Source organism: Streptomyces sp. NBC_01546 (assembly GCF_045208355.1).
GTDB lineage: Bacteria > Actinomycetota > Actinomycetes > Streptomycetales > Streptomycetaceae > Streptomyces.
Window position 1 is genome coordinate 5,080,149 of the sequence record NZ_CP109379.1, and the last position, 24,292, is coordinate 5,104,440.

The following is a 24,292-nucleotide window of genomic DNA, read 5'->3' on the forward strand; positions in this document are numbered from 1 at the left end:
TGGCCCGGTTGTCCTACGTACGACTGCCGAGAGCGACGAACCGGAGACCGTGACTACTACCGCCTCCCACCACCTCTCACCCGCCTTCCCCGGCCGTGCCCCTTGGGGTACCGCCAGTGCGCTGCGTGCCTGGCAGCAGGGGGCGCTGGACCGCTACATCCAGACCCAGCCGCGGGACTTCCTCGCGGTCGCCACGCCCGGCGCCGGCAAGACCACCTTCGCGCTGACCCTCGCCTCCTGGCTGCTGCACCACCACGTGGTCCAGCAGGTGACGGTGGTCGCGCCGACCGAGCACCTGAAGAAGCAGTGGGCGGAGGCGGCGGCGCGGATAGGCATCCGGCTGGATCCCGAGTACTCCGCCGGGCCGCTCAGCAAGGACTACCACGGCGTCGCCGTCACCTACGCGGGTGTCGGCGTACGGCCCATGCTGCACCGCAACCGCTGCGAGCAGCGCAAGACCCTGGTGATCCTCGACGAGATCCACCACGCCGGCGACTCGAAGTCCTGGGGCGAGGCCTGTCAGGAGGCCTTCGACCCGGCGACCCGGCGCCTGGCCTTGACCGGTACGCCCTTCCGGTCCGACACCAATCCCATCCCCTTCGTGACGTACGAGGAGGGGAACGACGGGATCCGGCGGTCGTCCGCCGATTACACCTACGGATACGGGAACGCCCTGGGGGACGGTGTCGTCCGGCCCGTCATCTTCCTTTCCTACAGCGGCAACATGCGCTGGCGGACGAAGGCGGGCGACGAGATCGCCGCCCGGCTCGGCGAGCCCATGACCAAGGACGCCATCTCGCAGGCCTGGCGCACGGCGCTGGACCCGCGCGGCGACTGGATGCCGAACGTGCTGCGCGCCGCCGACCAGCGGCTGACGGAGGTCAGGAAGGGCATCCCGGACGCGGGTGGCCTGGTCATCGCCGCCGACCAGGACTCCGCGCGCGCGTACGCCAAGCTGCTGAGGGAGATCACGGGCAGCAAGGCGACCGTCGTGCTGTCCGACGACACCGGCGCGTCGAAGCGGATCGACGAGTTCAGCGCGGACGGCAGCCGCTGGATGGTCGCGGTCCGGATGGTGTCCGAGGGCGTCGACGTGCCCCGGCTCGCGGTCGGGGTGTACGCCACGACCATTTCGACCCCGCTGTTCTTCGCCCAGGCCGTCGGGCGCTTCGTGCGATCGCGCAGACGTGGCGAGACCGCGTCCGTGTTCCTTCCGACCATTCCCTACCTCCTCGGCTTCGCGAACGAGATGGAGGTCGAGCGCGACCACGTGCTCGACAAGCCGAAGAAGCAGGGCGAGGAGGACCCGTACGCCGAGTCCGAGAAGGAGATGGACGAGGCGAACCGGCAGGAGGACGAGGACACCGGCGAGGACGAGCAGATGTCCTTCGAGGCGCTCGAGTCCGACGCCGTCTTCGACCGGGTGCTGTACGACGGCGCCGAGTTCGGCATGCAGGCGCACCCGGGCAGCGAGGAGGAGCAGGACTACCTCGGCATCCCCGGGCTGCTCGAGCCGGACCAGGTGCAGATGCTGCTGCAGAAGCGCCAGTCGCGGCAGATCGCGCACAGCCGGCGCAAGCCGGACGCGGAGGCCGACCTGCTGGAGCTGCCGGCCGACCGGCGGCCCGTGGTCTCGCACAAGGAACTGCTGGAGCTGCGCAAGTCGCTGAACACGATGGTGGGCGCGTACGTCCACCAGAGCGGCAAGCCGCACGGGGTGATCCACACGGAGCTGCGCAGGGTGTGCGGCGGGCCGCCGAGCGCCGAGGCGACGGCGGGGCAGCTGCGCGAGCGGATCAAGAAGGTTCAGGAGTGGGCCACCCGGATGCGGTGATCGCGGCGAGTCCTGCCCGCAGCGTGTGAATCGGGGTCCGTGCGCAGGTGCGCGCGGGCCCCGTTCGCGTTCCCGGCCGCTTGGGCTTCACGTGTACCGCTTCCCCCCGGAGCCGGTCGGCGTCGCTTTGAACAGGATCAGAGTAATGGCGGGGTAAAGAGCTCTTGGAGGGAACGAGGTCACGAATTGACACCGAGGTCGATCAAGAACCGGCACAAAGCGGTAGCACGCGCCCGGATTCTGGACGAGCCCTTCCGCTGAGCGGACCTGCTCGCTACTGTCCCCGCATCGAACGCACCGTGGCAGCGCCGCCGCGGGAGCGCAGCCGGTGCCATGGCCGCTACCGGCGGCCTCTCCGTGCGCCGCCGCGGGACCGGCGGCGTTCCACCCCGAGAGTCACCGCCGCCCACCGAAAGAGGGAGAGGCGTCGTGACCGCGGAAACCTCCCAGACTCTCGACAGAGGGCTCAGAGTCCTCAAACTGCTCGCCGACACCGACCACGGTCTGACCGTCACCGAGCTTTCCAACCGCCTCGGTGTGAACCGCACCGTGGTCTACCGGCTCCTCGCCACCCTGGAGCAGCACGCCCTGGTCCGCCGTGACCTCGGCGGCCGGGCCCGGGTCGGGCTCGGGGTGCTGCGGCTGGGCCGACAGGTGCATCCGCTCGTACGCGAGGCGGCCCTGCCCGCGCTGCGGTCCCTCGCCGAGGACATAGGTGCCACCGCGCACCTGACCCTCGTCGACGGCACCGAGGCGCTGGCCGTCGCCGTCGTGGAGCCGACCTGGACGGACTACCACGTGGCCTACCGGGCCGGCTTCCGCCACCCGCTGGACCGCGGGGCCGCCGGGCGGGCCATTCTGGCCGCCCGTCAGGGGGCCCTGATCGAACCCGGGTACACGCTCACCCACGGGGAGCTGGAGGCGGGCGCCAGTGGCGCTGCAGCGCCGCTCGTCGGGATCACCGGGCTGGAGGGCAGCGTCGGTGTGGTGATGCTGGCCGATGCGGTGCCGGAGCGGGTGGGGCCGCGGGTCGTCGACGCGGCGCGCGAGGTCGCGGACGCCCTTCGCTGACGGCCCTTCGCTGACCGCGCGGCGGGGTTCGGGGCCGGGGCGCGGCGCCGTTGCCGGGGCTCCGCCCCGGACCCCGCGCCTCAAACGCCGGCGGGGCTGGGTTTGGGCCGGGCTGGGATCGGTGGGCGGGCAGATAGATTGGCCGGGTGCTCTCTCGTCTCATGCGTCTGCCGCGTCCCACCGCCCTGGCCGTCTGTGCCGTGCCCGTGGTCGGGCTGTTCGCCGTCGCCGTCTTCGCGCCGCTGCCCTTCGTGGTCGCCCAGCCGGGGCTCACGGCCGACGTGCTCGGCGAGCGGGACGGCAAGCCCGTCATCACGGTCGCCGGCGCCCCGACCCGGCCGACCGCGGGCCAGCTCCGCATGACCACCATCCAGGCCACCGGTCCCTCCACGACGGTGAACCTGCCCGATCTCCTCGACAACTGGTTCGACAGCTCCCGGGCCGTCATGCCCAAGGAGGCCGTCTACTCCTCGGGCGGAACCGACAAGGAGATCGAGCAGCACAATCTGGAAGAAATGGCCAAATCCCAGTCGGCCGCCGCGGACGCCGCCCTCGGCTATCTCCACAAGGACCCCAAGGACGTGAAGGTCGAGCTGAACCTCGCCGACGTCGGTGGTCCCAGCGCGGGGCTCCTCTTCTCCCTCGGCATCGTCGACAAGCTCGACGGCGACGGCAGCGGTGGCGACCTCACCGGCGGACGCACCATCGCCGGTACGGGCACCATCGCCGCGAACGGTGAGGTCGGCGCGGTCGGCGGGGTGGCCCTGAAGACCCAGGCCGCGCGGCGCGACGGGGCGACGGTGTTCCTCGTACCGAAGGCCGAGTGCTCGGACGCGCAGTCCGAACTCCCCGAGGGGCTCCGGCTGGTCCCCGTCACCTCTCTGACGGATGCCGTGAACGCTCTGCGGGCACTGAACCGGGGAGAGGACGCCCCGTCCTGCTGACGGCGGCTGTCGTGCCGTTCAGCCCGCGCCAGGCCGGGAAGACCAGCGGGGCCAGCGTCGTCAGCAGGTAGGTGCCGCCGAACAGCAGCAGCGCCCGCGTCACCCCGAACCCGTCGACCAGCAGACCGGCGGCCAGCCCGCCCATCGGCATGGCCAGCTCGCAGCCCGCCGTGCTCACCCCCGAGACCCGGCTGCGCAGCTCCTCCGGCACGTTCTCGTACACGACGGTGGTCAGGATCGGGTTGAGCACGCCGGCGCCGAGTCCGGACAGGGCCATGGTCACCGCGAGCGGCAGCGGGGTGTCCGTGAAGGCGGCCGTCACGTAGCGGGGCGCCCCGCACAGCAGGAACGCGGCCGCGAACACCGCCCTGCGGGGGAACCGCTCGCCCCAGACCCCGTAGAGCAAGGCGCCCAGCAGCGCGAAGCCGCCGAAGAGGGAGATCATCAGGCCGAGGGTGGTGGCGCCGCCAAGGGCCGCGTCGCCGTGTACGGGCAGCAGGACGGAGGACCAGCCCTGGTCCAGGCCGTTGGTCATCATCACCATCACGGTGATGCCCATCAGCAGCCGGGAGCGGGTCAGGAAGGCCCAGCCCTCGGCCAGTTCGGCCCAGTACCCGGCGAACGACACCTTCCCGGCGGCCCGTTGCGGTTCAGCGGCCGGCACCCCGCGCAGGAACGCGGCGACCAGCAGGGCGGACGCCGCGAAGGTGACCGCGTCCAGCAGCAGTACGGTCTCGGCCCCGAAGGCCGCGATCAGTACGCCGGCCAGCGCGGCCCCGATCATCCGGGCCCCGCGCGAGACTGCGTCGTAGAGGCTGGCCGCCCGGGCCACGGTGGTGCCCGCGTGCTCGGCGAGGCTCGGCAGGAGCACGTACCGGGCGGTCAGGCCCGGGGTGTGCACGAGCCCGCCGACGGCCATCAGCGCGCACAGCATCCAGAACTCGAGCAGGCCCGCGTAGTGCAGCAGCGGGATCGCGCCGACCGAGACCGCGCAGATCAGGTCGGAGGCCGCGGAGACCCGCCGGCGGCCGATCCGGTCGATGACCGGGCCGCCGACGAGCGCGGCGACGACGACGGGCAGGGTGGCGCAGAAGGCGACGATCCCGGCCCGCCCGGCGCTGCCCGTGGTCTGGAGCACGAACCACGGCACGCCGATCAGGGTGAGCGAACTCCCGGCTATGGAAATGGTGTTGGCGGCCAGGACCGCCGTGAACGGGCCTCTGCTCATGCCGCGTGCTGCTGGCGGAGGCGGGCGTGGATGTGGGCCGGCTGCATCAGGCGCATCCCGGCGGCGACCAGCGCCTCGCCGAGGCGGTCGCGCAGGGCGGGGGTGGTGTCGGCCGAAGAGGCGAGGTGCCAGGCGGCGGCCTCGGCGGCCAGTTCGGCGGTGCGGGCTGCGTGGATCCGGGCATGGGTGAAGGCGTGCATGGCAGGACTCCTTCTGCGAAAGGCTGCGAAAGGACGCGAGAGGCCGCGAGAGGGTGCTATTCCGCGGTGCGGCGCGGGATGACGTGCGTGTGGAAACGGACCGTTTCCATGTCGTCCGACGGCGGCAGCTCGCGGTAACTGTTGATCAGGTCGTGGATCTTGTGAATCAGCTCGTGGCTCTGCCCGGCGGTGAGTTTCAGCGTGAAGTCGCTGAGGTCCGAGGCGCCGCGCCATTCGGTGGACCACTCGTGCGCCGTGCCGAGCCAGGTGTCCAGCTCCTGCGTGTGGATCCGCGCGATCTCGGTCAGGAAGACGTCCGCCGCGCCGCGCGTCGCCGCGTCGTCGCTGTGGATCAGCCCCTCGTCGAAGGCGGTGCCGTCGTGAGAGGCCTTCCACCAGCGCTCACGGCCCTTGCCGTGCTCGGGCGCGTCCTCGACGAAGCCGTGCGCGGCGAGCTGGCGCAGGTGGTAGCTGGTGGCGCCGCTGGACTCGCCGAGCCTCTCGGCCAGTTGGGAGGCCGTGGCCGGGCCGTCCTGGCGCAGGGCGGCCAGCAGGCGCATGCGCAGGGGATGCGCCAGGCCGCGCAGGGCGTGGGCGTCGAGGGTGCGGACGTTCGGCTGGGCGTCGGGCTTCTCGGGCATGCCTCAACTGTAGAGTTGCAAAGACTTCTCTGCAAGGATTTCTTTGCAACGGATTCTTTGGAACTCGTTCACCCCTCCCTGGCGCCCCATCGCCCCATCGCCCTATCGGCTGTCGTCCTCGGCCGCCTGTTCCACCAGCGGGATGATCCGCAGGGGCACGGGATTCTCCATGACGATCGCCGTCGAAGCCCGCACGATGCCCTCGAATCCGACGACACGGTCGATCACCCGCTGGAGATCGGCGTTGGACCGGGCCACGAGCCGGCACAGCATGTCCCCGTGCCCCGTGGTGGTGTGCAGCTCCAGTACCTCCGGCACCCCGTCCAAGTGGGCCCGTACGTCGGCCCCTTGACCCTGTTTGATCTCCAGGGTGGCGAAGGCGGTCACCGGGTACCCGAGGGCCGCCGGATCGACCTGCGGGCCGAAGCCGCGGATGACTCCGTTCGACTGGAGGCGGTCGAGACGGGCCTGCACGGTTCCGCGCGCCACCCCCAGACGGCGCGAGGCCTCCAGGACCCCGATCCGGGGCTCGCGGGCGAGCAGGACGATGAGCCGGCCGTCGAGGTCGTCGATTCCCATGAGTGCGCTCCGGGGTCCTCAGAGGTGGTCATAGTGCACAGATGTTTCAGCCAGTCTCCGGCTCAGCTGGGCAGTCTGTACAGCCAAATAGGAAACTATTGCGCAGCTTGTGGATCGGCGGGACTCTGCCGTCATGACTGAGACCCTCGACACCACCCCCCACACCGCGCGTGAGGCAGACCCCTTCCCGGTGAAGGGCATGGACGCGGTCGTCTTCGCCGTCGGCAACGCCAAGCAGGCCGCGCACTACTACTCCACCGCCTTCGGCATGAAGCTCGTCGCCTACTCCGGACCGGAGAACGGCGTCCGCGAGACGGCCAGCTACGTCCTCACCAACGGCGCCGCGCGCTTCGTCCTGACCTCGGTCATCAAGGCGACGACCGACCACGGCCGTTTCCTCGCCGAGCACGTCGCCGACCACGGCGACGGCGTGATCGACCTCGCCATCGAGGTCCCGGACGTGCGGGCGGCGTACGCCTACGCCGTCGAGCACGGCGCCCGCGGCCTGGACGAGCCGTACGAGGTCAAGGACGAGCACGGCACGGTCACGCTGGCCGCGATCGCCACCTACGGCCAGACCCGCCACACGCTGGTGCAGCGCGGCGACTACACCGGCCCCTACCTGCCGGGCTTCGTCGCCGTCGGCCCGATGGTCGAGCCCCCGGCCAAGCGCACCTTCCAGGCCATCGACCACTGCGTGGGCAACGTCGAGCTCGGCCGCATGAACGAGTGGGTCGCCTTCTACAACAAGGTCATGGGCTTCACGAACATGAAGGAGTTCGTGGGCGACGACATCGCGACCGAGTACTCGGCGCTGATGTCCAAGGTGGTCGCGGACGGCACCCTGAAGGTGAAGTTCCCGATCAACGAGCCGGCGATCGCGAAGAAGAAGTCGCAGATCGACGAGTACCTGGAGTTCTACGGCGGCGCGGGCGTCCAGCACATCGCGCTGGCCACGAACGACATCGTCGCGACCGTGCGGTCGATGCGGGCGGCGGGCGTCACCTTCCTGGACACCCCGGACTCGTACTACGACACCCTCGGCGACTGGGCGGGCGAGACCCGGGTGCCCGTGGAGACCCTGCGCGAGCTGAAGATCCTCGTCGACCGCGACGAGGACGGCTACCTGCTGCAGATCTTCACCAAGCCGGTGCAGGACCGGCCGACGGTCTTCTTCGAGATGATCGAGCGGCACGGGTCGATGGGCTTCGGCAAGGGCAACTTCAAGGCCCTGTTCGAGGCGATCGAGCGCGAGCAGGAGAAGCGCGGCAACCTGTAGGACGCGGAGCTCCGGCCCCCCGGCTCCCGCCGGGGGGCCGGCCCGTACCGCCGCCGAGGGGCTCCGTCAGCGGGACGACGGGGACGGCTTCGGCTTCGGCGCGGCCGCCGGCTTCGGCTTGGCCGCCTTCGGGAGTTCCGGCATCACCCACGGAGTGGCCGGCTGCATGTTCTCCGGGCCGCCCGACGGCGGCTGACCGATCGTCGCCAGGGCCGCCTTCGCCAGCGGCGCCCGCAGCGGCGAGAAGTGCGGGTTCGTGCGCATCGCCTCCTGGAGGTGGCGCCGCGTCGCCGCCTCGTCCCCCAGCCCGCGCTCGATCATCGCCCGGTGGTACGCGAAGTCGGCGCTGCGCAACCCCAGCTCGGTCGCCTTCGTGGCGTACTCCAGCGCCGCCGAGTCCTCACCCGTCTTGTGCAGCGCCCAGCCCAGTGCGTCCGCGACCTGCACGCTCTTGTTCCGCGACCACTCCTCCGACAGCCGCCGCACAGCCGCCGCCGGATCACCGTGGTCCGCCTCGTACAGGCCCAGCACCACGTCGTCGTCGACGCCGTTCGTGTCGTCCCGCACCGCCAGCGCGCCCAGCATGTCGTACGGCACGCGCGCCTCCTGCCCGCGGCCCAGCGCGTCCAGCAACTCCGCCAGCTCCAGCGCCAGCCGCGGCGCCGGAGTGCGCCCCAGCGCCATCCGGTAGTCCCGGACCGCCTCCCCGCCGCGGCCCAGCGCGGCCAGCGCCCTGGCCCGGCCGCCCAGCGCCTCCGACTGCGCCGGATCCGTCCGTAGCGCGCCCTCGTACAGCCGCAGCGCCTCCGCCGGGTCACCGCGCTCCCAGGACAGCTCCCCGAGCCGGAACAGCGCGTACGCCTTCTCCGCCGGGGCCTTCGCCGCGCCCGCCGCGTGCTCCATCGCGACCACCGCGTCCTCGCGCCAGCCGCGGTCCCGGTACACCTGCGAGGCCCTGACGTACGCCGCCAGGCCCGGCCGCAGCTCCAGCAGCCGCTCCATCGCCTTCTGCGCGGCCTTGTAGTCGCCCAGGCCCGTGTACGCGTCCACCAGCACCGGGTACGCCGTCCACCGCTGCGCGGACTGCGCCCGTACCAGCTCGCCCCACTTCTTCCCGGTCCCGAAGTCCCGCCGGGCATTGGCCAGCGTGCCCATGCCCGTCATCGCGTCGAAGTTGCCCTTCTCGGCGGGGCGGACCTCCAGCGACCTCTTCAGGGCCTTCTCCGCCTTCGGGAACCAGGCCGGGTCCGCCGAGCGCCGCGCCTGTTCCAGGTAGGCGGCGCCCAGGACCGCCCACGAGGCGTCGTCGTCCGGATGCCCGGCGACCCACTTCTCCCGGTCCGCGACCAGCGCCGTCACGTCCACCGCCGCCGCGGGCGCGCCCATCCCGACCGCCGCCGCGGCCCGTTCGCTCGGTCCCGGCGGGCGGGCGTCGTCGCCGGTCCGGGCCGGCCGGATCAGCAGGGCCCCCGCGATCAGGACCACCGCGACCGCGGCCGCCACGAGCGTCTTGCGGCCGGTGAAGGTCACGGGCGGCGCCGGGGTGAACGATTCCTCGTCGATACGGTCGATACGGTCCATGGGCTCACTGTGCGTCAATATGAAGAGCTCTCCGAGGTGTCCGAAGCCGGTCGCGGCCGTGTTCACACCGATGGCCCCCGGTGTCACGCTGGCCCCATGGATGACGACCTCTTCGCACGTCTGCGCACGAGCCTGCTTGCGGGGCTCCCGGCCGAGGCACTGCTCACCGACCCCCAGGTGACCGCCTCCTACGCCACCGACATGGCCAGCTTCTGCGCCGCGGGCACCCCCGCGGCCGTCGTCCTGCCCCGGACCGTCGAGCAGGTCCAGCACGTGATGCGCACCGCCACCGCCCTACGGATCCCCGTGGTCCCGCAGGGCGCCCGTACGGGCCTGTCGGGCGGCGCCAACGCCTCCGACGGCTGCATCGTGCTGTCCCTCGTCAAGATGGACCGGATCCTGGAGATCTCCGCCGTCGACCGGATCGCCGTCGTCGAACCGGGAGTGGTCAACGCCGTGCTCTCGCGCGCCGTCGCCGAACAGGGCCTGTACTACCCGCCCGACCCCTCCAGCTGGGAGCAGTGCACCATCGGCGGCAACATCGGCACCGCCTCCGGCGGGCTGTGCTGCGTCAAGTACGGGGTCACCGCCGAGTACGTGCTGGGCCTCGACGTGGTCCTGGCCGACGGGCGGCTGATGAGCACGGGCCGGCGTACCGCCAAGGGCGTCGCCGGATACGACCTCACCCGGCTCTTCGTGGGCTCCGAGGGCAGCCTCGGCATCGTCGTCCGGGCCGTCCTCGCGCTGCGGCCGGCGCCGCCCAGGCAGCTCGCGATGGCCGCGGAGTTCCCCTCCGTCGCGGCCGCCTGCGAAGCCGTCTGCGCCGTCATGGAGGCGGGCCTGACCCCCTCGCTGCTGGAGCTGATGGACCGTACGACCGTCCGGGCCGTCAACGAGCTCGGGAAGATGGGCCTCCCGGAGGACACCGAGGCCCTGCTGCTCGCCGCCTTCGACACCCCGCACGCCCCCGGGGACCTCGCGGCCGTGGGGGAGCTGTGCACGGCCGCCGGGGCCACCGCCGTCGTGCCCGCCGAGGACGAGGCGGAGTCGGAACTGCTGCTCCAGGCCCGCCGGATGTCCTTCCCCGCGCTGGAGGCGCTGAGGCCCGCGACGATGATCGACGACGTGTGCGTACCGCGCTCGCGGCTCGCCGAGATGCTGGACGGGACGGCCGCCATCGCCCGCGCCCAGAACCTGCTCATCGGGGTCTGCGCGCACGCGGGCGACGGCAACACCCATCCGATCGTCTGCTTCGACCCCGCCGACGAGGCCGAGACGCGGCGGGCCCGTGAGTCCTTCGGCGAGATCATGGCGCTGGGGCTGTCGCTCGGCGGGACCATCACCGGCGAGCACGGGGTGGGCGTGCTGAAGAAGGAGTGGCTGGCCCGCGAACTCGGCCCGGTGGGGCTGGAGATGCAGCGGGCCGTCAAGGCCGCGTTCGACCCGCTGGGCCTGCTGAATCCGGGCAAGCTCTTCTGATCCCTCTGATCCCTCGGCCGGCATCACAGCTCCCCGTCGGCCGACTCGTCCGACGGCCAGGGGTCGCGCAGCCACAGCTCGTCGGCCGGGGTCGGGGCGAGCAGCGCGGCCAGCGCGGCGTCCAGGCCCAGCCGCTCGGCCTCGGTGCCGGGCGGGACGATGCGCAGGGTGCGTTCCAGCCAGGCCGACACGGAGGCGGCGGGGGCCTCCAGCAGGGCGTCGCCGTCGGGCGAGCTGAGCGCCATGCAGAGCACCGCCTTGTTGTCGATCTTGGTGGGCCAGATCCGGACGTCGCCGTGGCCGCACGGGCGGAACACCCCCTCGACCAGCAGTTCGCGGGCGAAGGTCCAGTTGACGGGGGCGTTGGAGCCGGTGTGGAAGGTGATGTGGACGGCGTACGGGTCGTCCGTGAGGTAGAGGAGCCGCGCGGGTACGGCGATGCTGCGCTCGGGGGACAGGACCAGCTTGAGTTCCAGCTCGCGCTCGATGACGGGGTGGTGCATGACGGCCTCACTTCGGTTCGGTGCGCGGGGCCGGATCGCGCCCCACACCCGGAGAGAGCCGCAGTGTGCCCGGGTATGACGCGACTTCGGGCGGGGAATCGAAGGTTGGCCGATTTCTGTCGGGTGACCGAAAACAGCCGCATGGCCCGAGGTTCGCCCGAAGGTTTGCAATCTCCCGTTACCGGACCTGTCGGGGGGCGGTTCTTGGCTATGGTCCTGCCTTGCACATGCCTCAAGCCACGATCGGAGTTGGGGACATTGACGGCCTCCCCTGGTGACGGCGAGCACGCGGCCCGCGAGGGCTACTACCCCGATCCGTCCATCCCCGGGTACGTCCGGTACTGGAACGGTGCCGCCTGGGTTCCGGGTACGAGCCGCCCTGCCCCGGCCCCGGTCCCGGTCCCGGTCTCCGTGGAGGAGACGGGGCCGGTGTTCCTGGACCAGACCTCGGCGACGGCGGCGGTGGCGGATGACGCTGCCGAGCGGGCCGTGGAGCGGGCCGTCGAGCGGGCTGCGGAGCAGGTGGTGTGGCAGGCCGACCCCGTGCACCAGGCCGGCTTCGGCGGGCCGCGCGACCACCGGGTGTCGTGGGGCAGCCCGCCCGAGCCGGAACCCGAGCCGGAGCCGGAGCCGGCACGCGAGCCCGAGCCGGAGCCGGAGTCGGCACGCGAGCCCGAGCGGGCACGCGAGCCCGAGCGGGAAGCCCCGCGTCCGGCTCGGGCCCCGGCCGCCGGGATCTCCCTCGCCCGTACGCCGTCGGCCGCGGCCGGGATCCTGTCGGCCCGCTCCCCGGCGGCAGCGGCGGCTCCGGCGGCGGCTCCGGCTCCGGCCCCCGCATGGCCCGATGCGCCCGGCGGGTCCGGCGGCTCCGGCCGGTCCGGTCTGACGTCCTGCTGGCCCGAGTCGGCGCCCGCCGCCGCGGAGCCCCCGCCCGCCGCGGTCCGCCCCGAGCCCTGGCCGCCCCGGTCCGCGGGCGCGCGCCCGTCGATCCCGGCCACCAGAGCGGCGGCCCCGGCCACCAAGCAGGCCGCCCCGGCGGAGCCCCGGGCCGAGGCCCCGACGCCCCGTCGAGAGGGCGCCGGCACACCGCGGGCCGTGTTCGAGCGGATGGCCGAGCGCGCCGTGCGCCCCGCCGGCCTGGTCCGCCGGGCCGTGGCCCGCGCCGTGGACTCCCTCGTCCTCGCGGCGGTCGCGGCCGCGGCCGCCTGGCCCCAGATCCCCGCCGCCACCGCCCACGTCCAGGCCAAGGTGGACGCCGCCCGCACGAGCGGCGGCAGCACCACCGTCTGGCTGCTCGACGGGACCATCGCGGGCCAACTCGGCCTGGTCCTCGGCGCGGTCCTGCTCTTCGGCGTCTTCTACGAGGCCCTGCCCACCGCCCGTTGGGGCCGCACCCCGGGCAAGAAGCTGCTCGGCGTGCGGGTGCTGGCCGCCGCCACCCTGCGCCCGCCCACCGTCGGCGCGGCCCTGCGCCGCTGGCTGGTGTTCGCCTTCCTCGGCCTCCCCGGCAGCCTCTGGTGCCTCGTGGACCGCCCGCGCCGCCGGGGCTGGCACGACAAGGCCGCGAAGACGTACGTGGCCCGCTAGGCCCTGTCCGGGGGCGCCCTGGTGGCGTCTTGGGGGTGTCCTGGGGGCGCCGGACCGGCTCGTCCCCCGGATGGACGCCGTCCCGTTGCGGGGTTGACGGAGCCGGGTTCGACTCGGGCCATGAGTACCGACCAGCCGCCGCCGGGCGAACCGCCGGAGGAAGACCCGTTCCGCAAGAAGCCCCAGGAACCGACGCCTCCGTCGGGTGGCTCGCCGTACGGCTCGCCGCCCCCCGGCCCCCCGCCCCCCGGTGGCGCGGGCGGCGGCGGATATCCGCCCCCGCCTCCGCCCCCGTACGGCGGTGGCGGGGACCCGTACGGCGGGAGCGGCGGCTACGGCATGCCCGATCCGCTCGCGGGGATGCCCCCGCTCGCCGACTTCGGCAAGCGGCTCGCCGCCCGCGTCATCGACGTGATCATCGTCGCCGTGCCGCTGTTCCTCATTCAGCTGGCCTTCGGCACCAAGCGGTACACCGTCGAGACGAACCAGGGCGAGGACGTCAGCGAGGTCTTCACGCGGTCCTACAGCGGCAGCGGCCTGATCATGACGCTGATCTCGATCGTCGCGTACGTCGGCTATGACTGGTGGTTCACCAAGAAGAACGGCCAGACGGTCGGCAAGAAGGCGCTGGGCCTGCGCGTCGCGATGCTCAACGACGGCAGCGTCCCGCAGTCCAACGCGTCCCTCGCCCGCGCCGCCGTGCTCTGGCTGCCGACGCTGATCTGCTGCTTCTGCCTGTGGCCGATCGCGCTGATCGTCTCGATCCTGGTGGACAAGCCGTACAAGCAGGGCCTCCACGACAAGGTGGCCAAGACGGTGGTGGTGCAGTCCGCCACGTAGTCCCTCAGTGGTGAACGGGATGTTCGGCAGCGGCCGTCCGGGGTTCGGGTACCCGGGCGGCCGTCGGCGTGTCCTCGTACGGGAGGTGCGCGGGGACGGGTGCGGGCGCGGGGGCCGGAGTGGCCGCGGCCGAGCCGGGGCGGGCCGCGTGGCGGCCCCGGCGCCTCGGGAGCGGCACGGTGACGGCGACGAGCAGACCGAGCGCGAGGGCGGCCGCGGAGATGACCGCGATCCCGAACCCCGAACTCGTCTGCGAAAGCAGCAGCATGGCGATCGTCGACACGACGACGGTGGCGGACCCGTAGGCGAGCTGTGCGGCAGTCGGACGCGGCATGGCGATATCCGTCCTCAGGGAGGGGAGGGGGAGTCGGCTCAACTCGGTCGCGCGTCAAGTGACTCTACGACGGGGGATGCCCGAGCGGAACCGCCAGTAAGCGTGACCTAACCCACGGTGCCGGAGCACAGGGGGCGCACGGGGTCATTCCGCACGCCCGCGGCGGACCCGAAATGCCCTGCGGAGGCGCGAGATGGCGCCCGTGACGCGCCCTTCGCCCCATATGGCAGCGGAACGTCCGAATAGCGGAACTGGCTGACCGCATAGTGCAGTTGTAAGGAACAAGTCAAGGTCTGTCTTTTCTTTCGACTCTCCGGTCAAATGTCGTCACTTGAGACGCGCGCCGCGCGGAACCCCCCGCTCCTATGGAGACGTTCCGACCAACGCTGCGGCCGCGGGAGGGGAACGACATCAAGTGACCAGCAATTCCGCCAGACGGCGTGCGCTCCGCGCGACCGCCGTCGCCGTGACCATGGCCGCCACCGCGGCATCGGGCGCCTTCTTCTTCTCGGCCCAGGCCGACAACAAGGGCCCCGGAGCCCCGGCGGCCGACCGCCAGGACCCGACCGCTCCTTCGAAGGTCGTCGAGCACGACCTCAAGGGCCCGTTCAGTGAGCAGCAGGCGCAGCAGCGCAAGGCCGCCCTGGACCAGGTGCTGACGGGCAAGAAGGACGTCGAGCAGCGCGGTGCTTCCAAGGTCGTCAAGCTCGACGACAAGAAGTACGTCGAGCTCGGCCGCGAGAAGACCGACAAGATCTTCACGATCCTCGTCGAGTTCGGCGACCAGGTCGACGACACGACCATGTTCGACCCGGACGGCCCGGGCCCGAAGCCGCCGGTCCAGAAGTACGGCGGCACCCCCGGCCCGATGCACAACACGATCGCCGAGCCGGACCGCGCCAAGGACAACAGCACCGCCTGGCGCAAGGACTTCAGCCGCGACTACTTCCAGGAGCTGTACTTCGGTACGGGTCAGGGCAAGGACTCGCTGAAGACCTACTACGAGAAGACCTCCTCGGGCCGCTACTCGGTCGAGGGCGAGGTCGCCGACTGGGTCAAGGTCCCCTACAACGAGGGCCGTTACGGCTCCAACTACTGCGGCCAGACCAACTGCTCCAACGTGTGGGACACCGTCAAGGACGGCGTCACGGCGTGGACGGAGGCCCAGAAGAAGGCGGGCAAGACCGACGCGCAGATCAAGGCGCAGCTGGCCCAGTACGACCAGTGGGACCGCTACGACTTCGACGGCGACGGCAACTTCAACGAGCCCGACGGCTACATCGACCACTTCCAGATCGTCCACGCGGGCGAGGACGAGTCGGCCGGCGGCGGCGTGCAGGGCACGACCGCGCTGTGGGCGCACCGCTGGTACGCCTACGGCACCGCGGCGGGCAAGGCCGGCCCGGAGAACAACAAGGCCGGCGGCACCCAGATCGGTGACACCGGCATCTGGGTCGGCGACTACACGATGCAGCCGGAGAACGGCGGCCTCGGCGTCTTCGCGCACGAGTACGGCCACGACCTCGGCCTGCCGGACCTCTACGACACCTCCGGTGGCGGCGAGAACTCGGTCGGCTTCTGGTCCCTGATGTCGGCCGGCTCCTGGCTCGGCACCGGCAAGGACTCCATAGGCGACCTCCCGGGCGACATGACGGCCTGGGACAAGCTGCAGCTGGGCTGGCTGAACTACGACACGGCCAAGGCCGCGACGAAGTCCACCCACAAGCTGGGCGTGGCGGAGTACAACACCAAGGACAAGCAGGCGCTGGTCGTCGAGCTGCCGAAGAAGCAGGTCAAGACCGACGTCGTCGCTCCCGCCGAGGGCTCCTCGCAGTGGTGGAGCAACATGGGTGACGACCTCAAGAACACCCTCACCCGCTCCGTGGACCTGACGGGCAAGACGTCCGCCGCCCTGTCCCTCAAGGGCTGGTGGGACATCGAGGCCGAGTACGACTTCCTCTACACCGAGGTGTCCACCGACGGCGGCGCCAACTGGACCGTCCTCGCCGGCACCGCCGACGGCGTGGCCCTCCCGGTCGACGCGGGCGGCAGCCCGTCGCTGACCGGTGTCTCGGGTGCCTGGAAGAACCTGAACTTCCCGCTCGACGCCTACGCGGGCAAGAAGGTCGACCTCCGCTTCCGCTACCAGACGGACGGCGGCGCGGGCGGCAAGGGCTTCACCGCCGACGCCGTCAACATCACCGCGGACGGCGCCACGCTGTTCACCGACGGCGCCGAGAACGGCGACAACGGCTGGACCGGCAAGGGCTTCTCGCGCATCGGCGGCGGCTTCACCAAGGAGTACGCGCAGTACTACCTGGCCGAGAACCGCCGTTACGTCTCGTACGACTCCACCCTCAAGGTGGGCCCGTACAACTTCGGCTTCGGCAACACCAAGCCGGACTGGGTCGAGCACTACCCGTACCAGGACGGTCTGCTGATCTGGCAGTGGGACACCAGCCAGAAGGACAACAACACCAGCGTCCACCCGGGCCAGGGTCTGATCCTGCCGATCGACGCCAACGCCAAGCCCATGAAGTGGGCGGACGGCACCCTGCTGCGGAACAAGATCCAGCCGTACGACGCTGCCTTCAGCGCCTACTCGACGGACGCGTTCACGCTGCACAAGAACGGCGAGTCGCTGTTCCTGAAGCCGAAGCCCGCCAACCTGGTCTTCGACGACCACAAGGGCAAGTACTACTACGACGAGAACCCGACCGGCTCGGTGAAGGTCACTGACACCAACACCAAGATCAAGATCGCCAAGGAGACCTACGACGGTCTCGTCATGACGGTCGAGGTCGGTCCCGCCTCGAAGTAATTCGGTAAAACCGCAGGTCAAAGCATGATCGGCCGTCGCCCTCTAGCGGGCGGCGGCCGATCGCGTTTAGATGCGTGGTGCGAGTTTCTTATTGACGGGGGAGATGACAGCCATGCCCGGTGGAGGTTTCGTCAGATTGCCAGGCGGCAGCGTGGTGGTCGCGCTCACGCTGCCGAGGCCGTCCGGAGAGGACGGCGAGAGCGGCAATGTCCGCGTGCTGGTGCACGCCGCGAACCGGGCCCGCGCCCTGACCAGGCTGCGGAACCTCGGAATGCGGGCGGTGTACCTGCGGGGCAACGCACAGCCGCCGACCCCGGACGAGGTCACGGCCGTCCTGCACCACCCGGACGGCCTGCTCTGGCGCTGTGCGCCCGACGTCGCGGAGGAGCTCTGGCACCCGATCCGGGCCCTGCTGGGCACCTAGCGGGTCCCTAACCGCCGACGAGGGTGACTCCGGCGGTCCGGAGCTCGTCCAGGGCGCGGGCGGTGGTGTGCGGGGCCACGGCGGCCGTCAGGTGCAGCAGCACGCGGGTGGTGAAGCCCGCGCGGGCGGCGTCCAGGGCGGTGGCCCGGACGCAGTGGTCGGTGGCGATGCCGACCACGTCCACCTCGGTGACGTGCCGCTCCCGCAGCCACCGGGCGAGGTCCGTCCCGTTCTCGTCGGTCCCCTCGAACCCGCTGTACGCGGCCTCGTACGCCCCCTTGTCGAAGACGGCGCCGACGGCGCCGGACGCGACGGCGGGGGCGAAGTTCGGGTGGAAGCCGACGCCCTCGGTTCCGGCGACGCAGTGGACGGGCCAGGAGGTCTCGTAGTCCGGCTCGGCCGGGGGGTGCGCGAAGTGGCCGCCGGGGTCGATGTGGTGGTCCCGGGTGGCGACCACGTGCCGGTAGCCGGGGGTGGACTGCCCGATGAGCTCGGTGATGGCGGCGGCGACGTCGGCTCCGCCGGTGACCGCGAGGCTGCCGCCCTCGCAGAAGTCGTTCTGTACGTCGACGACGATCAGTGCGCGGTGCATGACGTGTCCTTCTGCTCGTGGTGGTGTGCGGCGCCGTTGCCGGGGGCTCTGCCCCCGGACCCCCGCGCCTCAAACGTCGGCGAGGCTGGATTGTGCCCAGCAGCGGCCCGCAGGGTTACGCGTACTCCGTCGGGATGACGGCCTCGCCGCGCGAGAGCTGGGTCGCCGAGAGGGGGAGCCCCGCGAGGACGGCCCGGTGGCGGTCGCGCGCGGCCTCCAGCGGCTCGCGGGCGACCACCTCGCCGGCCTTGACCAGCTGTACGAGCAGCTGCGTGTCCGCCAGGGCCGAGGGGACCGGGCCCACGCCCACGACCTCGGCCTCCGGGATCCCCTCGGAGTCCAGCCGCCGCGCCGCCCACTTGCGGCCGCCGATGGAGGTCTTGCCGCCCGTGGACCTCTTCGCCACCGGCGCCAGCGCCGCCTTCGGGTCCGCCGACGTCGCCCGCGCCACCAGCTTGTAGACCATCGAGCACGTCGGGTGCCCGCTGCCCGTCACCAGCTGCGTGCCCACGCCGTACGCGTCCACCGGCGCCGCCGCGAGCGAGGCGATGGCGTATTCGTCCAGGTCCGAGGTGACCACGATCCTCGTCTCCGTGGCTCCCAGCTCGTCCAGCTGCTGGCGCACCCGGTGGGCCACCAGCAGCAGGTCGCCCGAGTCGATCCGGACCGCGCCCAGGCCGGTCCCGGCCACCTCCACGGCCGTCCGTACCGCCTCGGCGACGTCGTAGGTGTCCACCAGCAGGGTGGTTCCGCTGCCGAGCGAGGCCACCTGCGCCGTGAACGCGTCCCGCTCGCTGTCGTGCAGCAGCGTGAAGGCGTGGGCGCTGGTACCGACCGTCGGGATGCCGTACCGGAATCCGGCCGCCAGGTCCGAGGTCGAGGCGAAGCCGCCGACGTACGCGGCGCGGGACGCGGCGACGGCGGCCAGCTCGTGCGTGCGCCGGGCGCCCATCTCGATCAGCGGCCGGTCGCCGGCCGCCGAGGACATCCGGGACGCGGCCGCGGCGATCGCCGAGTCGTGGTTCAGGATCGACAGGATCACGGTCTCCAGCAGCACGCACTCGGCGAAGCTGCCCTCGACCCGCAGGATCGGCGAGCCGGGGAAGTAGACCTCCCCCTCCGGGTAGCCCCAGATGTCGCCGGAGAAGCGGTACGAGGCCAGCCAGTCCAGGGTCCGCATGTCGACGATCGCCCGCTCGCGCAGGAAGTCCAGCACCGCGCCGTCGAAGCGGAAGTTCTCCACCGCGTCGAGCACCCGGCCGGTTCCGCCGACCACGCCGTAACGGCGTCCCTCGGGCAGCCGCCGGGTGAAAACCTCGAAGACCGAGCGGCGGTCGGCGGTGCCGTTCGCCAGGGCGGCCTGCAGCATCGTCAGCTCGTAATGGTCCGTGAAGAGCGCTGTCGACGGCACGTCCACCGGCAGGCCCAGGTCCGCAGGGTTCATGTCCAGGATGCTAGCGCACATTTCGTCAAAGTGACGAGATCTAGGACCCGTTTGTGCGACGGGCCCGTCACGGTGGCAGCATGGGACAAGTGAGTGTTGCTCCTGTAGAGATCGAACGCACCGAATCGGCCGAAGAGACCTTCGCGGTCCCCGAACCCGACGTCCCCTGGGTGACCCTGGTGCACAACGACCCGGTCAACCTCATGAGCTACGTGGCGTACGTGTTCCAGGCGTACTTCGGCTATTCGAAGGACGTGGCGCACAAGCTGATGCTCGACGTCCATCACAAGGGGCGGGCGGTCGTGTCCAGCGGCACCCGCGAGGAAATGGAGCGCGACGTGCAGGCCATGCACGGCTACGGCCTGTGGGCGACCCTCTCCCAGGACCGCAACTGATGGGCGGCACGTTCCAGTCCCTGAAGGGCGGCGGCTCCGCCATCGCGCTCGACGAGATCGAGATCTCCATCCTGCGCTCCCTGGCCGTCCAGCTGCTGGAGCTGATCGGCCCCGGCGAGCCCGAGCCCGCCGAGGACGCCGACCCGCTGGCCGCGCTGTTCGCCTCCGACGGCCCCACCGAGCCCCCGTCGGACCCGGCGCTGGCCCGGCTCTTCCCCGACGCCTACGGCGGCCCGGGCGGCCCGGGTCCCAAGGAGGACGCCGAGGAGCTGCGCGCCCGCTCGGCGGAGTTCCGCCGCTTCACCGAGAACGACCTGCGCACCCGCAAGAGGGAGGACGCGCTGGCCGTCGTGCGCAGCCTGGACGGGCTCACCCCGGCCGGCGACGGGGCGGCGGTGCTGGAGCTGACGGGGGAGCTGCCGCTGCGCTGGCTCGGAGCGCTCAACGACCTGCGCCTGACCCTCGCGGCCCGCCTCGACATCACCGAGGACGACGAGAGCGCGGTGCTGTTCCGGCTGCCGGACGACGACCCGCGCAAGCCGATGGTGATGGCGTACCTGTGGCTCGGTGGACTCCAGGAGACGCTCGTCGAAACGCTGTGACCCTCTGAAGATCCTCAAGGGCGAACAGTGTTCGCTCAGCGGACGCTCAAATCCGGATAACGATCAGATCACCGCGATGCGGTGGTCTGATCCATTTCTGGATCTTTGTTCCGAATTTCCTGTGCCCCACGTCACATTTCGTGCCCTCGGTCGCCCATAAACCCGTGATAAATCTTCACGACCGCCGCCGGGACGCCACCCCTGTCCCGCGGCCTGCTTGGACCGGCGGATCGCCGGCGTGCAACTCCATCCGTATCCGGGGGGATCGAGGACCCGATCCGCAGCCACCAGAAGGCGCGGGTCGGCGTGGAGAAAGGCGCACCAGACATGACCTCTGTGCAGGTCGAGCAGCACGGCAAGACGCCCGGCGAGGGCACTCAGGGCGAGGGCGGCGAGGGTTACCACCGCACGCTCGGCGCCCGCCAGATCCAGATGATCGCGATCGGCGGAGCCATCGGCACCGGCCTCTTCCTGGGCGCCGGCAAGGCGATCTCCAAGGCCGGACCCAGCCTGATCCTGGCCTACGCCATCGCGGGCCTGGTCATCTTCTTCATCATGCGGGCCCTGGGCGAGCTGCTCATGTACCGCCCCGTCGCGGGCTCCTTCTCGGACTACGCCCGCGAGTTCCTGGGCCCCTTCTGGGGGTACGTGACCGGCTGGACGTACTGGCTCTTCTGGGTGGTCACCGGCATCACCGAGGTCACCGCGGCCGCGCAGTACATGTCGTACTGGACCCACGACAGCTTCCCGCAATGGGCCTACGCGCTGATCTTCACGGTCATCCTCTACGCCGCCAACCTGATCTCCGTGAAGCTCTTCGGTGAGCTGGAGTTCTGGTTCTCCATGGTCAAGGTCACCGCCATCGTCGGCATGATCCTGATCTGCGCCGGCATCCTCACCATCGGGTTCTCCGACGCCGCCGACACCGCGACCGTCACCAACCTGTGGAACGACGGCGGCTTCTTCCCCAAGGGCATCGGCGGCACGCTGATGACCCTGCAGATCGTGATGTTCGCCTTCCTCGCGGTCGAGCTGGTCGGCGTCACCGCCGGCGAGTCCAAGGACCCCGAGAAGACCCTGCCCAAGGCCATCAACACCGTGCCGTGGCGCATCGCCGTCTTCTACGTCGGCGCGCTCATCATGATCCTGTCGGTCGTCCCGTGGACGCACTTCCAGCCGGGCGTCTCGCCCTTCGTTGCCGCCTTCGAGCGCATGGGCCTGGGCGTCGGCGCCGCGATCGTCAACTTCGTCGTGCTGACCGCGGCCCTTTCCTCCTGCAACTCGGGCATGTACTCCACCGGCCGCATGCTGCGCGACCTCGCGCTCAACGGCCAGGGCCCGAAGTTCTTCACCAAGCTGACCAAGAGCGGCACCCCGCTGATCGGCACCACGTTCTCCGCCGCGCTGATGCTGGTGGGCGTCTGGATCAACTACGTCGCCCCGGGCAAGGCCTTCGACTACGTCGTCTCCTTCGCCACCATCTCCGGCATGTGGGCCTGGATCATGATCCTGGTCTGCCAGATCCGCTACCGCGCCAAGGCCGACCGCGGCGAGCTGCCGCAGTCCGCCTTCCGGGCGCCGGGCGCCCCCTGGACGAGCTGGTTCGCCCTGCTCTTCATCGGCATGGTCATCGTGATGATGGGCATCGACAAGGACGCCCGCGTCTCGCTGTACTGCGCCCCGCTGTGGGGTCTCATCCTGGGCCTGTCCTACCTGGCCCTGAAGTCCCGCAACCCGCGCGGCGCCGCCTTCGCCAAGGCCTCCTGAACCAGGTCTGTCCACCATTCGGGCCCTCCCGTACCACTCCTCGGTACGGGAGGGCCCGTCTGCTTATCCTGTCGCTCATGCTGACCATCACCCAGGCCCTGTACGACCAGATCGTCGAGCACGCCCGCCAGGACCACCCCGACGAGGCGTGCGGTGTCGTGGCCGGCCCGGCGGGCACCGGCCGTCCCGAGCGCTTCATCCCGATGCTCAACGCGGCCCGCTCGCCCACGTTCTACGAGTTCGACTCGAAGGACCTGCTGAAGCTCTACCGCGAGCTGGACGACCGCGACGAGGAGCCGGTGATCGTCTACCACTCCCACACCGCGACCGAGGCCTACCCCTCGCGCACGGACATCACGTACGCGAACGAGCCCGAAGCGCACTACGTGCTGGTCTCGACGGCGGACAAGGACGGCCTCGGGGAGTTCCAGTTCCGCTCGTACCGGATCGTCGAAGGCGTGATCACCGAGGAGGAAGTGCAGGTCGTCGAGGCCTACTGACCACCATGTGAGCACATAGCGTCCACGATGCGGGATACCACTCCAAACGTGGGACCGGGAATCGTTAACATGACCGCATGGTTTCCCACGACGTGAGCATCGAGACGCCCGGCAGGCTGCTGCTCGTGGCGCGGCTGCACGTCGACCTGTGCCGCCTCGCCAGCGCGATCTGTCCTGCCGTCTGAGCACCAGAGCCCTCTCGCGCGGGGGGCCGACGCACCGCGCGCCTTCACGTTCTCACGCCTTCCTTCACGACTGGAGCCAGCCATGGCCATCGAGGTCCGCATCCCCACCATCCTCCGCACCTACACCGACGGCGAGAAGGCCGTGTCCGGTCAGGGCGCCACCCTCGCCGACCTGTTCTCCGACCTGGAGACGCGGCACAAGGGCATCGAGGAGCGCATCGTCGACGGCGGCCAGCTGCGCCGCTTCGTGAACGTCTACCTCAACGACGAGGACGTCCGCTTCCTCGACGGCATCTCCACCGCGCTGACGGACGGCGACAGCGTCACCATCCTTCCGGCCGTGGCCGGCGGCGCTGTCTGATGCGTTACGACTCCCCGCTGGCAGCCGTGGGCAACACGCCGCTGGTGCGGCTGCCCCGGCTGTCGCCGTCGGACGACGTCCGCATCTGGGCGAAGCTCGAGGACCGCAACCCGACCGGCTCGATCAAGGACCGCCCGGCGCTCCACATGGTCGAGCAGGCGGAGAAGGACGGCCGGCTGTACCCCGGCTGCACGATCCTGGAGCCCACCTCGGGCAACACCGGAATCTCCCTCGCGATGGCGGCCAAGCTCAAGGGCTACCGCATCGTCTGCGTGATGCCCGAGAACACGTCGCACGAGCGCCGCGACCTGCTCGGCATGTGGGGAGCCGAGATCATCTCGTCGCCGGCGGCGGGAGGATCCAACACCGCGGTGCGGGTGGCCAAGGAACTGGCGGCCGAGCACCCGGACTGGGTGATGCTCTACCAGTACGGCAACCCGGACAACGCGGGCGCCCACTACGCCACCACGGGCCCGGAGATCCTCGCGGACCTTCCGTCCATCACCCACTTCGTGGCGGGCCTGGGCACGACCGGCACCCTGATGGGCGTCGGCCGCTACCTGCGCGAGAACGTGCCCGGGGTCAAGATCGTCGCGGCGGAGCCGAGGTACGACGACCTGGTGTACGGCCTGCGCAACCTGGACGAGGGCTTCGTCCCGGAGCTGTACGACGCCTCCGTGCTCACCACCCGCTTCTCGGTCGGCTCGGCGGACGCGGTCACCCGGACCCGGGAACTGCTCCAGCTGGAAGGCATCTTCGCGGGCGTCTCCACCGGGGCCGCGCTGCACGCGGCGATCGGTGTCGGCCGCAAGGCGGTGGCCGCGGGTGAACCGGCGGACATCGTCTTCGTCGTGGCCGACGGCGGCTGGAAGTACCTGTCGACGGGCGTCTACACGGCCGCGACGACCGAAGAGGCCATCGAGGTCCTCCAGGGCCAGCTCTGGGCGTAGCCGCCGCGGCGCCGTTGCTGGGGCTCCGCCCCAGACCCCGCGCCTCAAACGCCGGCGGGGCTGGATTTTGGCTGAGGCCGTCTGCTTTTGCGGGGCTGGATTGCGCGCAGCGCAATTCCAGCCCCGCCGGCGTTTGAGCGGGTGCCGCTGC

The 24,292-nt window shown here is 71.0% G+C and carries 25 protein-coding genes; 16 read left to right on the plus strand and 9 right to left on the minus strand.

The features are described from left to right. Positions 1-49: 49 nt before the first annotated feature. The 3 genes from OHA89_RS23185 (at position 50) to OHA89_RS23195 (ending at position 3,849) form a co-directional block, all read left to right on the plus strand. Entirely contained in the window at positions 50-1,834 is a 1,785-nt protein-coding gene (locus OHA89_RS23185; protein WP_215144476.1) for a DEAD/DEAH box helicase, read from the plus strand. Between the two features lie 429 nt (positions 1,835-2,263). Then, positions 2,264-2,905 (plus strand): IclR family transcriptional regulator, encoded by a 642-nt coding sequence (locus OHA89_RS23190; protein WP_069920456.1) that lies wholly within the window; start codon positions 2,264-2,266, stop codon positions 2,903-2,905. Positions 2,906-3,066: 161 nt separating this feature from the next. Beyond that, a complete protein-coding gene (locus OHA89_RS23195; RefSeq protein ID WP_266612381.1) occupies positions 3,067-3,849 on the plus strand; it encodes a PDZ domain-containing protein in 783 nt (260 codons plus the stop codon). Here the strand turns inward: OHA89_RS23195 and OHA89_RS23200 are convergent. The 4 genes from OHA89_RS23200 to OHA89_RS23215 form a co-directional block, all read right to left on the minus strand. Continuing rightward, positions 3,779-5,077, minus strand: coding sequence for an MFS transporter (locus OHA89_RS23200; protein WP_406366995.1), 1,299 nt, complete (start codon positions 5,075-5,077; stop codon positions 3,779-3,781). The genes OHA89_RS23195 and OHA89_RS23200 overlap by 71 nt on opposite strands. Further along, a complete protein-coding gene (locus OHA89_RS23205) occupies positions 5,074-5,277 on the minus strand; it encodes a hypothetical protein (protein ID WP_257556141.1) in 204 nt (67 codons plus the stop codon). Before OHA89_RS23205 ends, OHA89_RS23200 begins: the two co-directional genes overlap by 4 nt. Positions 5,278-5,333: 56 nt before the next feature. Further along, positions 5,334-5,918, minus strand: coding sequence for a transcriptional regulator (locus OHA89_RS23210; protein WP_266609567.1), 585 nt, complete (start codon positions 5,916-5,918; stop codon positions 5,334-5,336). A gap of 102 nt (positions 5,919-6,020) precedes the next feature. After that, on the minus strand, positions 6,021-6,497 hold the full coding sequence (locus OHA89_RS23215; protein ID WP_215018310.1) for an Lrp/AsnC family transcriptional regulator: 477 nt from the start codon (positions 6,495-6,497) through the stop codon (positions 6,021-6,023). Positions 6,498-6,630: 133 nt separating this feature from the next. On the opposite strand from OHA89_RS23215, the gene hppD reads away from it, so the two are divergent. Further along, complete coding sequence (hppD, locus tag OHA89_RS23220) at positions 6,631-7,776, plus strand: 4-hydroxyphenylpyruvate dioxygenase (protein WP_215144469.1); 1,146 nt, start codon at positions 6,631-6,633, stop codon at positions 7,774-7,776. Between the two features lie 66 nt (positions 7,777-7,842). Here the strand turns inward: hppD and OHA89_RS23225 are convergent, their stop codons facing one another. Beyond that, positions 7,843-9,357: a tetratricopeptide repeat protein gene (locus OHA89_RS23225; protein ID WP_406366998.1), complete on the minus strand. Its 1,515-nt coding sequence runs from the start codon at positions 9,355-9,357 to the stop codon at positions 7,843-7,845. 96 nt (positions 9,358-9,453) lie between these two features. On the opposite strand from OHA89_RS23225, the gene OHA89_RS23230 reads away from it, so the two are divergent. Continuing rightward, positions 9,454-10,836 carry an FAD-binding oxidoreductase gene (locus tag OHA89_RS23230; RefSeq protein ID WP_406367000.1) on the plus strand — a complete coding sequence of 461 codons (1,383 nt, stop codon included), beginning with the start codon at positions 9,454-9,456 and terminating at the stop codon, positions 10,834-10,836. Between the two features lie 23 nt (positions 10,837-10,859). On the opposite strand, the gene OHA89_RS23235 is transcribed toward OHA89_RS23230, so the two are convergent. After that, entirely contained in the window at positions 10,860-11,339 is a 480-nt protein-coding gene (locus OHA89_RS23235) for an SsgA family sporulation/cell division regulator (protein WP_215144466.1), read from the minus strand. 249 nt (positions 11,340-11,588) lie between these two features. Here OHA89_RS23235 and OHA89_RS23240 point away from each other — a divergent pair, with 249 nt between their 5' ends. Both OHA89_RS23240 and OHA89_RS23245 read left to right on the plus strand, forming a co-directional pair. Then, complete coding sequence (locus OHA89_RS23240) at positions 11,589-12,926, plus strand: RDD family protein (protein WP_406367002.1); 1,338 nt, start codon at positions 11,589-11,591, stop codon at positions 12,924-12,926. A gap of 120 nt (positions 12,927-13,046) precedes the next feature. Next, entirely contained in the window at positions 13,047-13,766 is a 720-nt protein-coding gene (locus OHA89_RS23245; protein ID WP_406367004.1) for an RDD family protein, read from the plus strand. 4 nt (positions 13,767-13,770) lie between these two features. Here OHA89_RS23245 and OHA89_RS23250 read toward each other — a convergent pair whose 3' ends face one another. Next, on the minus strand, positions 13,771-14,100 hold the full coding sequence (locus OHA89_RS23250; RefSeq protein WP_406367005.1) for a hypothetical protein: 330 nt from the start codon (positions 14,098-14,100) through the stop codon (positions 13,771-13,773). 472 nt (positions 14,101-14,572) lie between these two features. Between OHA89_RS23250 and OHA89_RS23255 the strand changes: the two genes are divergently transcribed. Next, positions 14,573-16,921: an immune inhibitor A domain-containing protein gene (locus tag OHA89_RS23255; RefSeq protein ID WP_406368567.1), complete on the plus strand. Its 2,349-nt coding sequence runs from the start codon at positions 14,573-14,575 to the stop codon at positions 16,919-16,921. A 112-nt stretch (positions 16,922-17,033) separates the two neighbouring features. Beyond that, entirely contained in the window at positions 17,034-17,345 is a 312-nt protein-coding gene (locus OHA89_RS23260) for a hypothetical protein (RefSeq protein WP_215140324.1), read from the plus strand. Positions 17,346-17,352: 7 nt separating this feature from the next. Here the strand turns inward: OHA89_RS23260 and OHA89_RS23265 are convergent, their stop codons facing one another. Next, entirely contained in the window at positions 17,353-17,937 is a 585-nt protein-coding gene (locus tag OHA89_RS23265) for a nicotinamidase (protein WP_266609572.1), read from the minus strand. A gap of 115 nt (positions 17,938-18,052) precedes the next feature. Beyond that, entirely contained in the window at positions 18,053-19,381 is a 1,329-nt protein-coding gene (locus OHA89_RS23270; protein ID WP_266609573.1) for a nicotinate phosphoribosyltransferase, read from the minus strand. Positions 19,382-19,461: 80 nt separating this feature from the next. Between OHA89_RS23270 and clpS the strand changes: the two genes are divergently transcribed. The 7 genes from clpS to OHA89_RS23305 all read left to right on the plus strand — a co-directional run bounded on the left by clpS (position 19,462) and on the right by OHA89_RS23305 (position 24,141). After that, positions 19,462-19,776, plus strand: a complete 315-nt coding sequence (gene clpS / locus OHA89_RS23275) for an ATP-dependent Clp protease adapter ClpS (protein WP_030717942.1) — start codon at positions 19,462-19,464, stop codon at positions 19,774-19,776. Then, entirely contained in the window at positions 19,776-20,378 is a 603-nt protein-coding gene (locus tag OHA89_RS23280; RefSeq protein ID WP_215140321.1) for a DUF2017 domain-containing protein, read from the plus strand. The genes clpS and OHA89_RS23280 overlap by 1 nt, the downstream gene beginning before the upstream one ends. Positions 20,379-20,705: 327 nt before the next feature. Further along, positions 20,706-22,145, plus strand: coding sequence for an amino acid permease (locus tag OHA89_RS23285; RefSeq protein WP_266609574.1), 1,440 nt, complete (start codon positions 20,706-20,708; stop codon positions 22,143-22,145). A 77-nt stretch (positions 22,146-22,222) separates the two neighbouring features. Then, positions 22,223-22,645: a M67 family metallopeptidase gene (locus OHA89_RS23290; RefSeq protein ID WP_266609575.1), complete on the plus strand. Its 423-nt coding sequence runs from the start codon at positions 22,223-22,225 to the stop codon at positions 22,643-22,645. 77 nt (positions 22,646-22,722) lie between these two features. Beyond that, the gene (locus OHA89_RS23295; RefSeq protein ID WP_312847437.1) at positions 22,723-22,830 is read left to right on the plus strand and encodes a putative leader peptide; all 108 of its coding nucleotides are present in this window, start codon (positions 22,723-22,725) and stop codon (positions 22,828-22,830) included. 82 nt (positions 22,831-22,912) lie between these two features. After that, a complete protein-coding gene (locus OHA89_RS23300; RefSeq protein ID WP_215140318.1) occupies positions 22,913-23,191 on the plus strand; it encodes a MoaD/ThiS family protein in 279 nt (92 codons plus the stop codon). After that, on the plus strand, positions 23,191-24,141 hold the full coding sequence (locus OHA89_RS23305) for a PLP-dependent cysteine synthase family protein (protein WP_266609576.1): 951 nt from the start codon (positions 23,191-23,193) through the stop codon (positions 24,139-24,141). Before OHA89_RS23300 ends, OHA89_RS23305 begins: the two co-directional genes overlap by 1 nt. Positions 24,142-24,292: the final 151 nt, after the last annotated feature.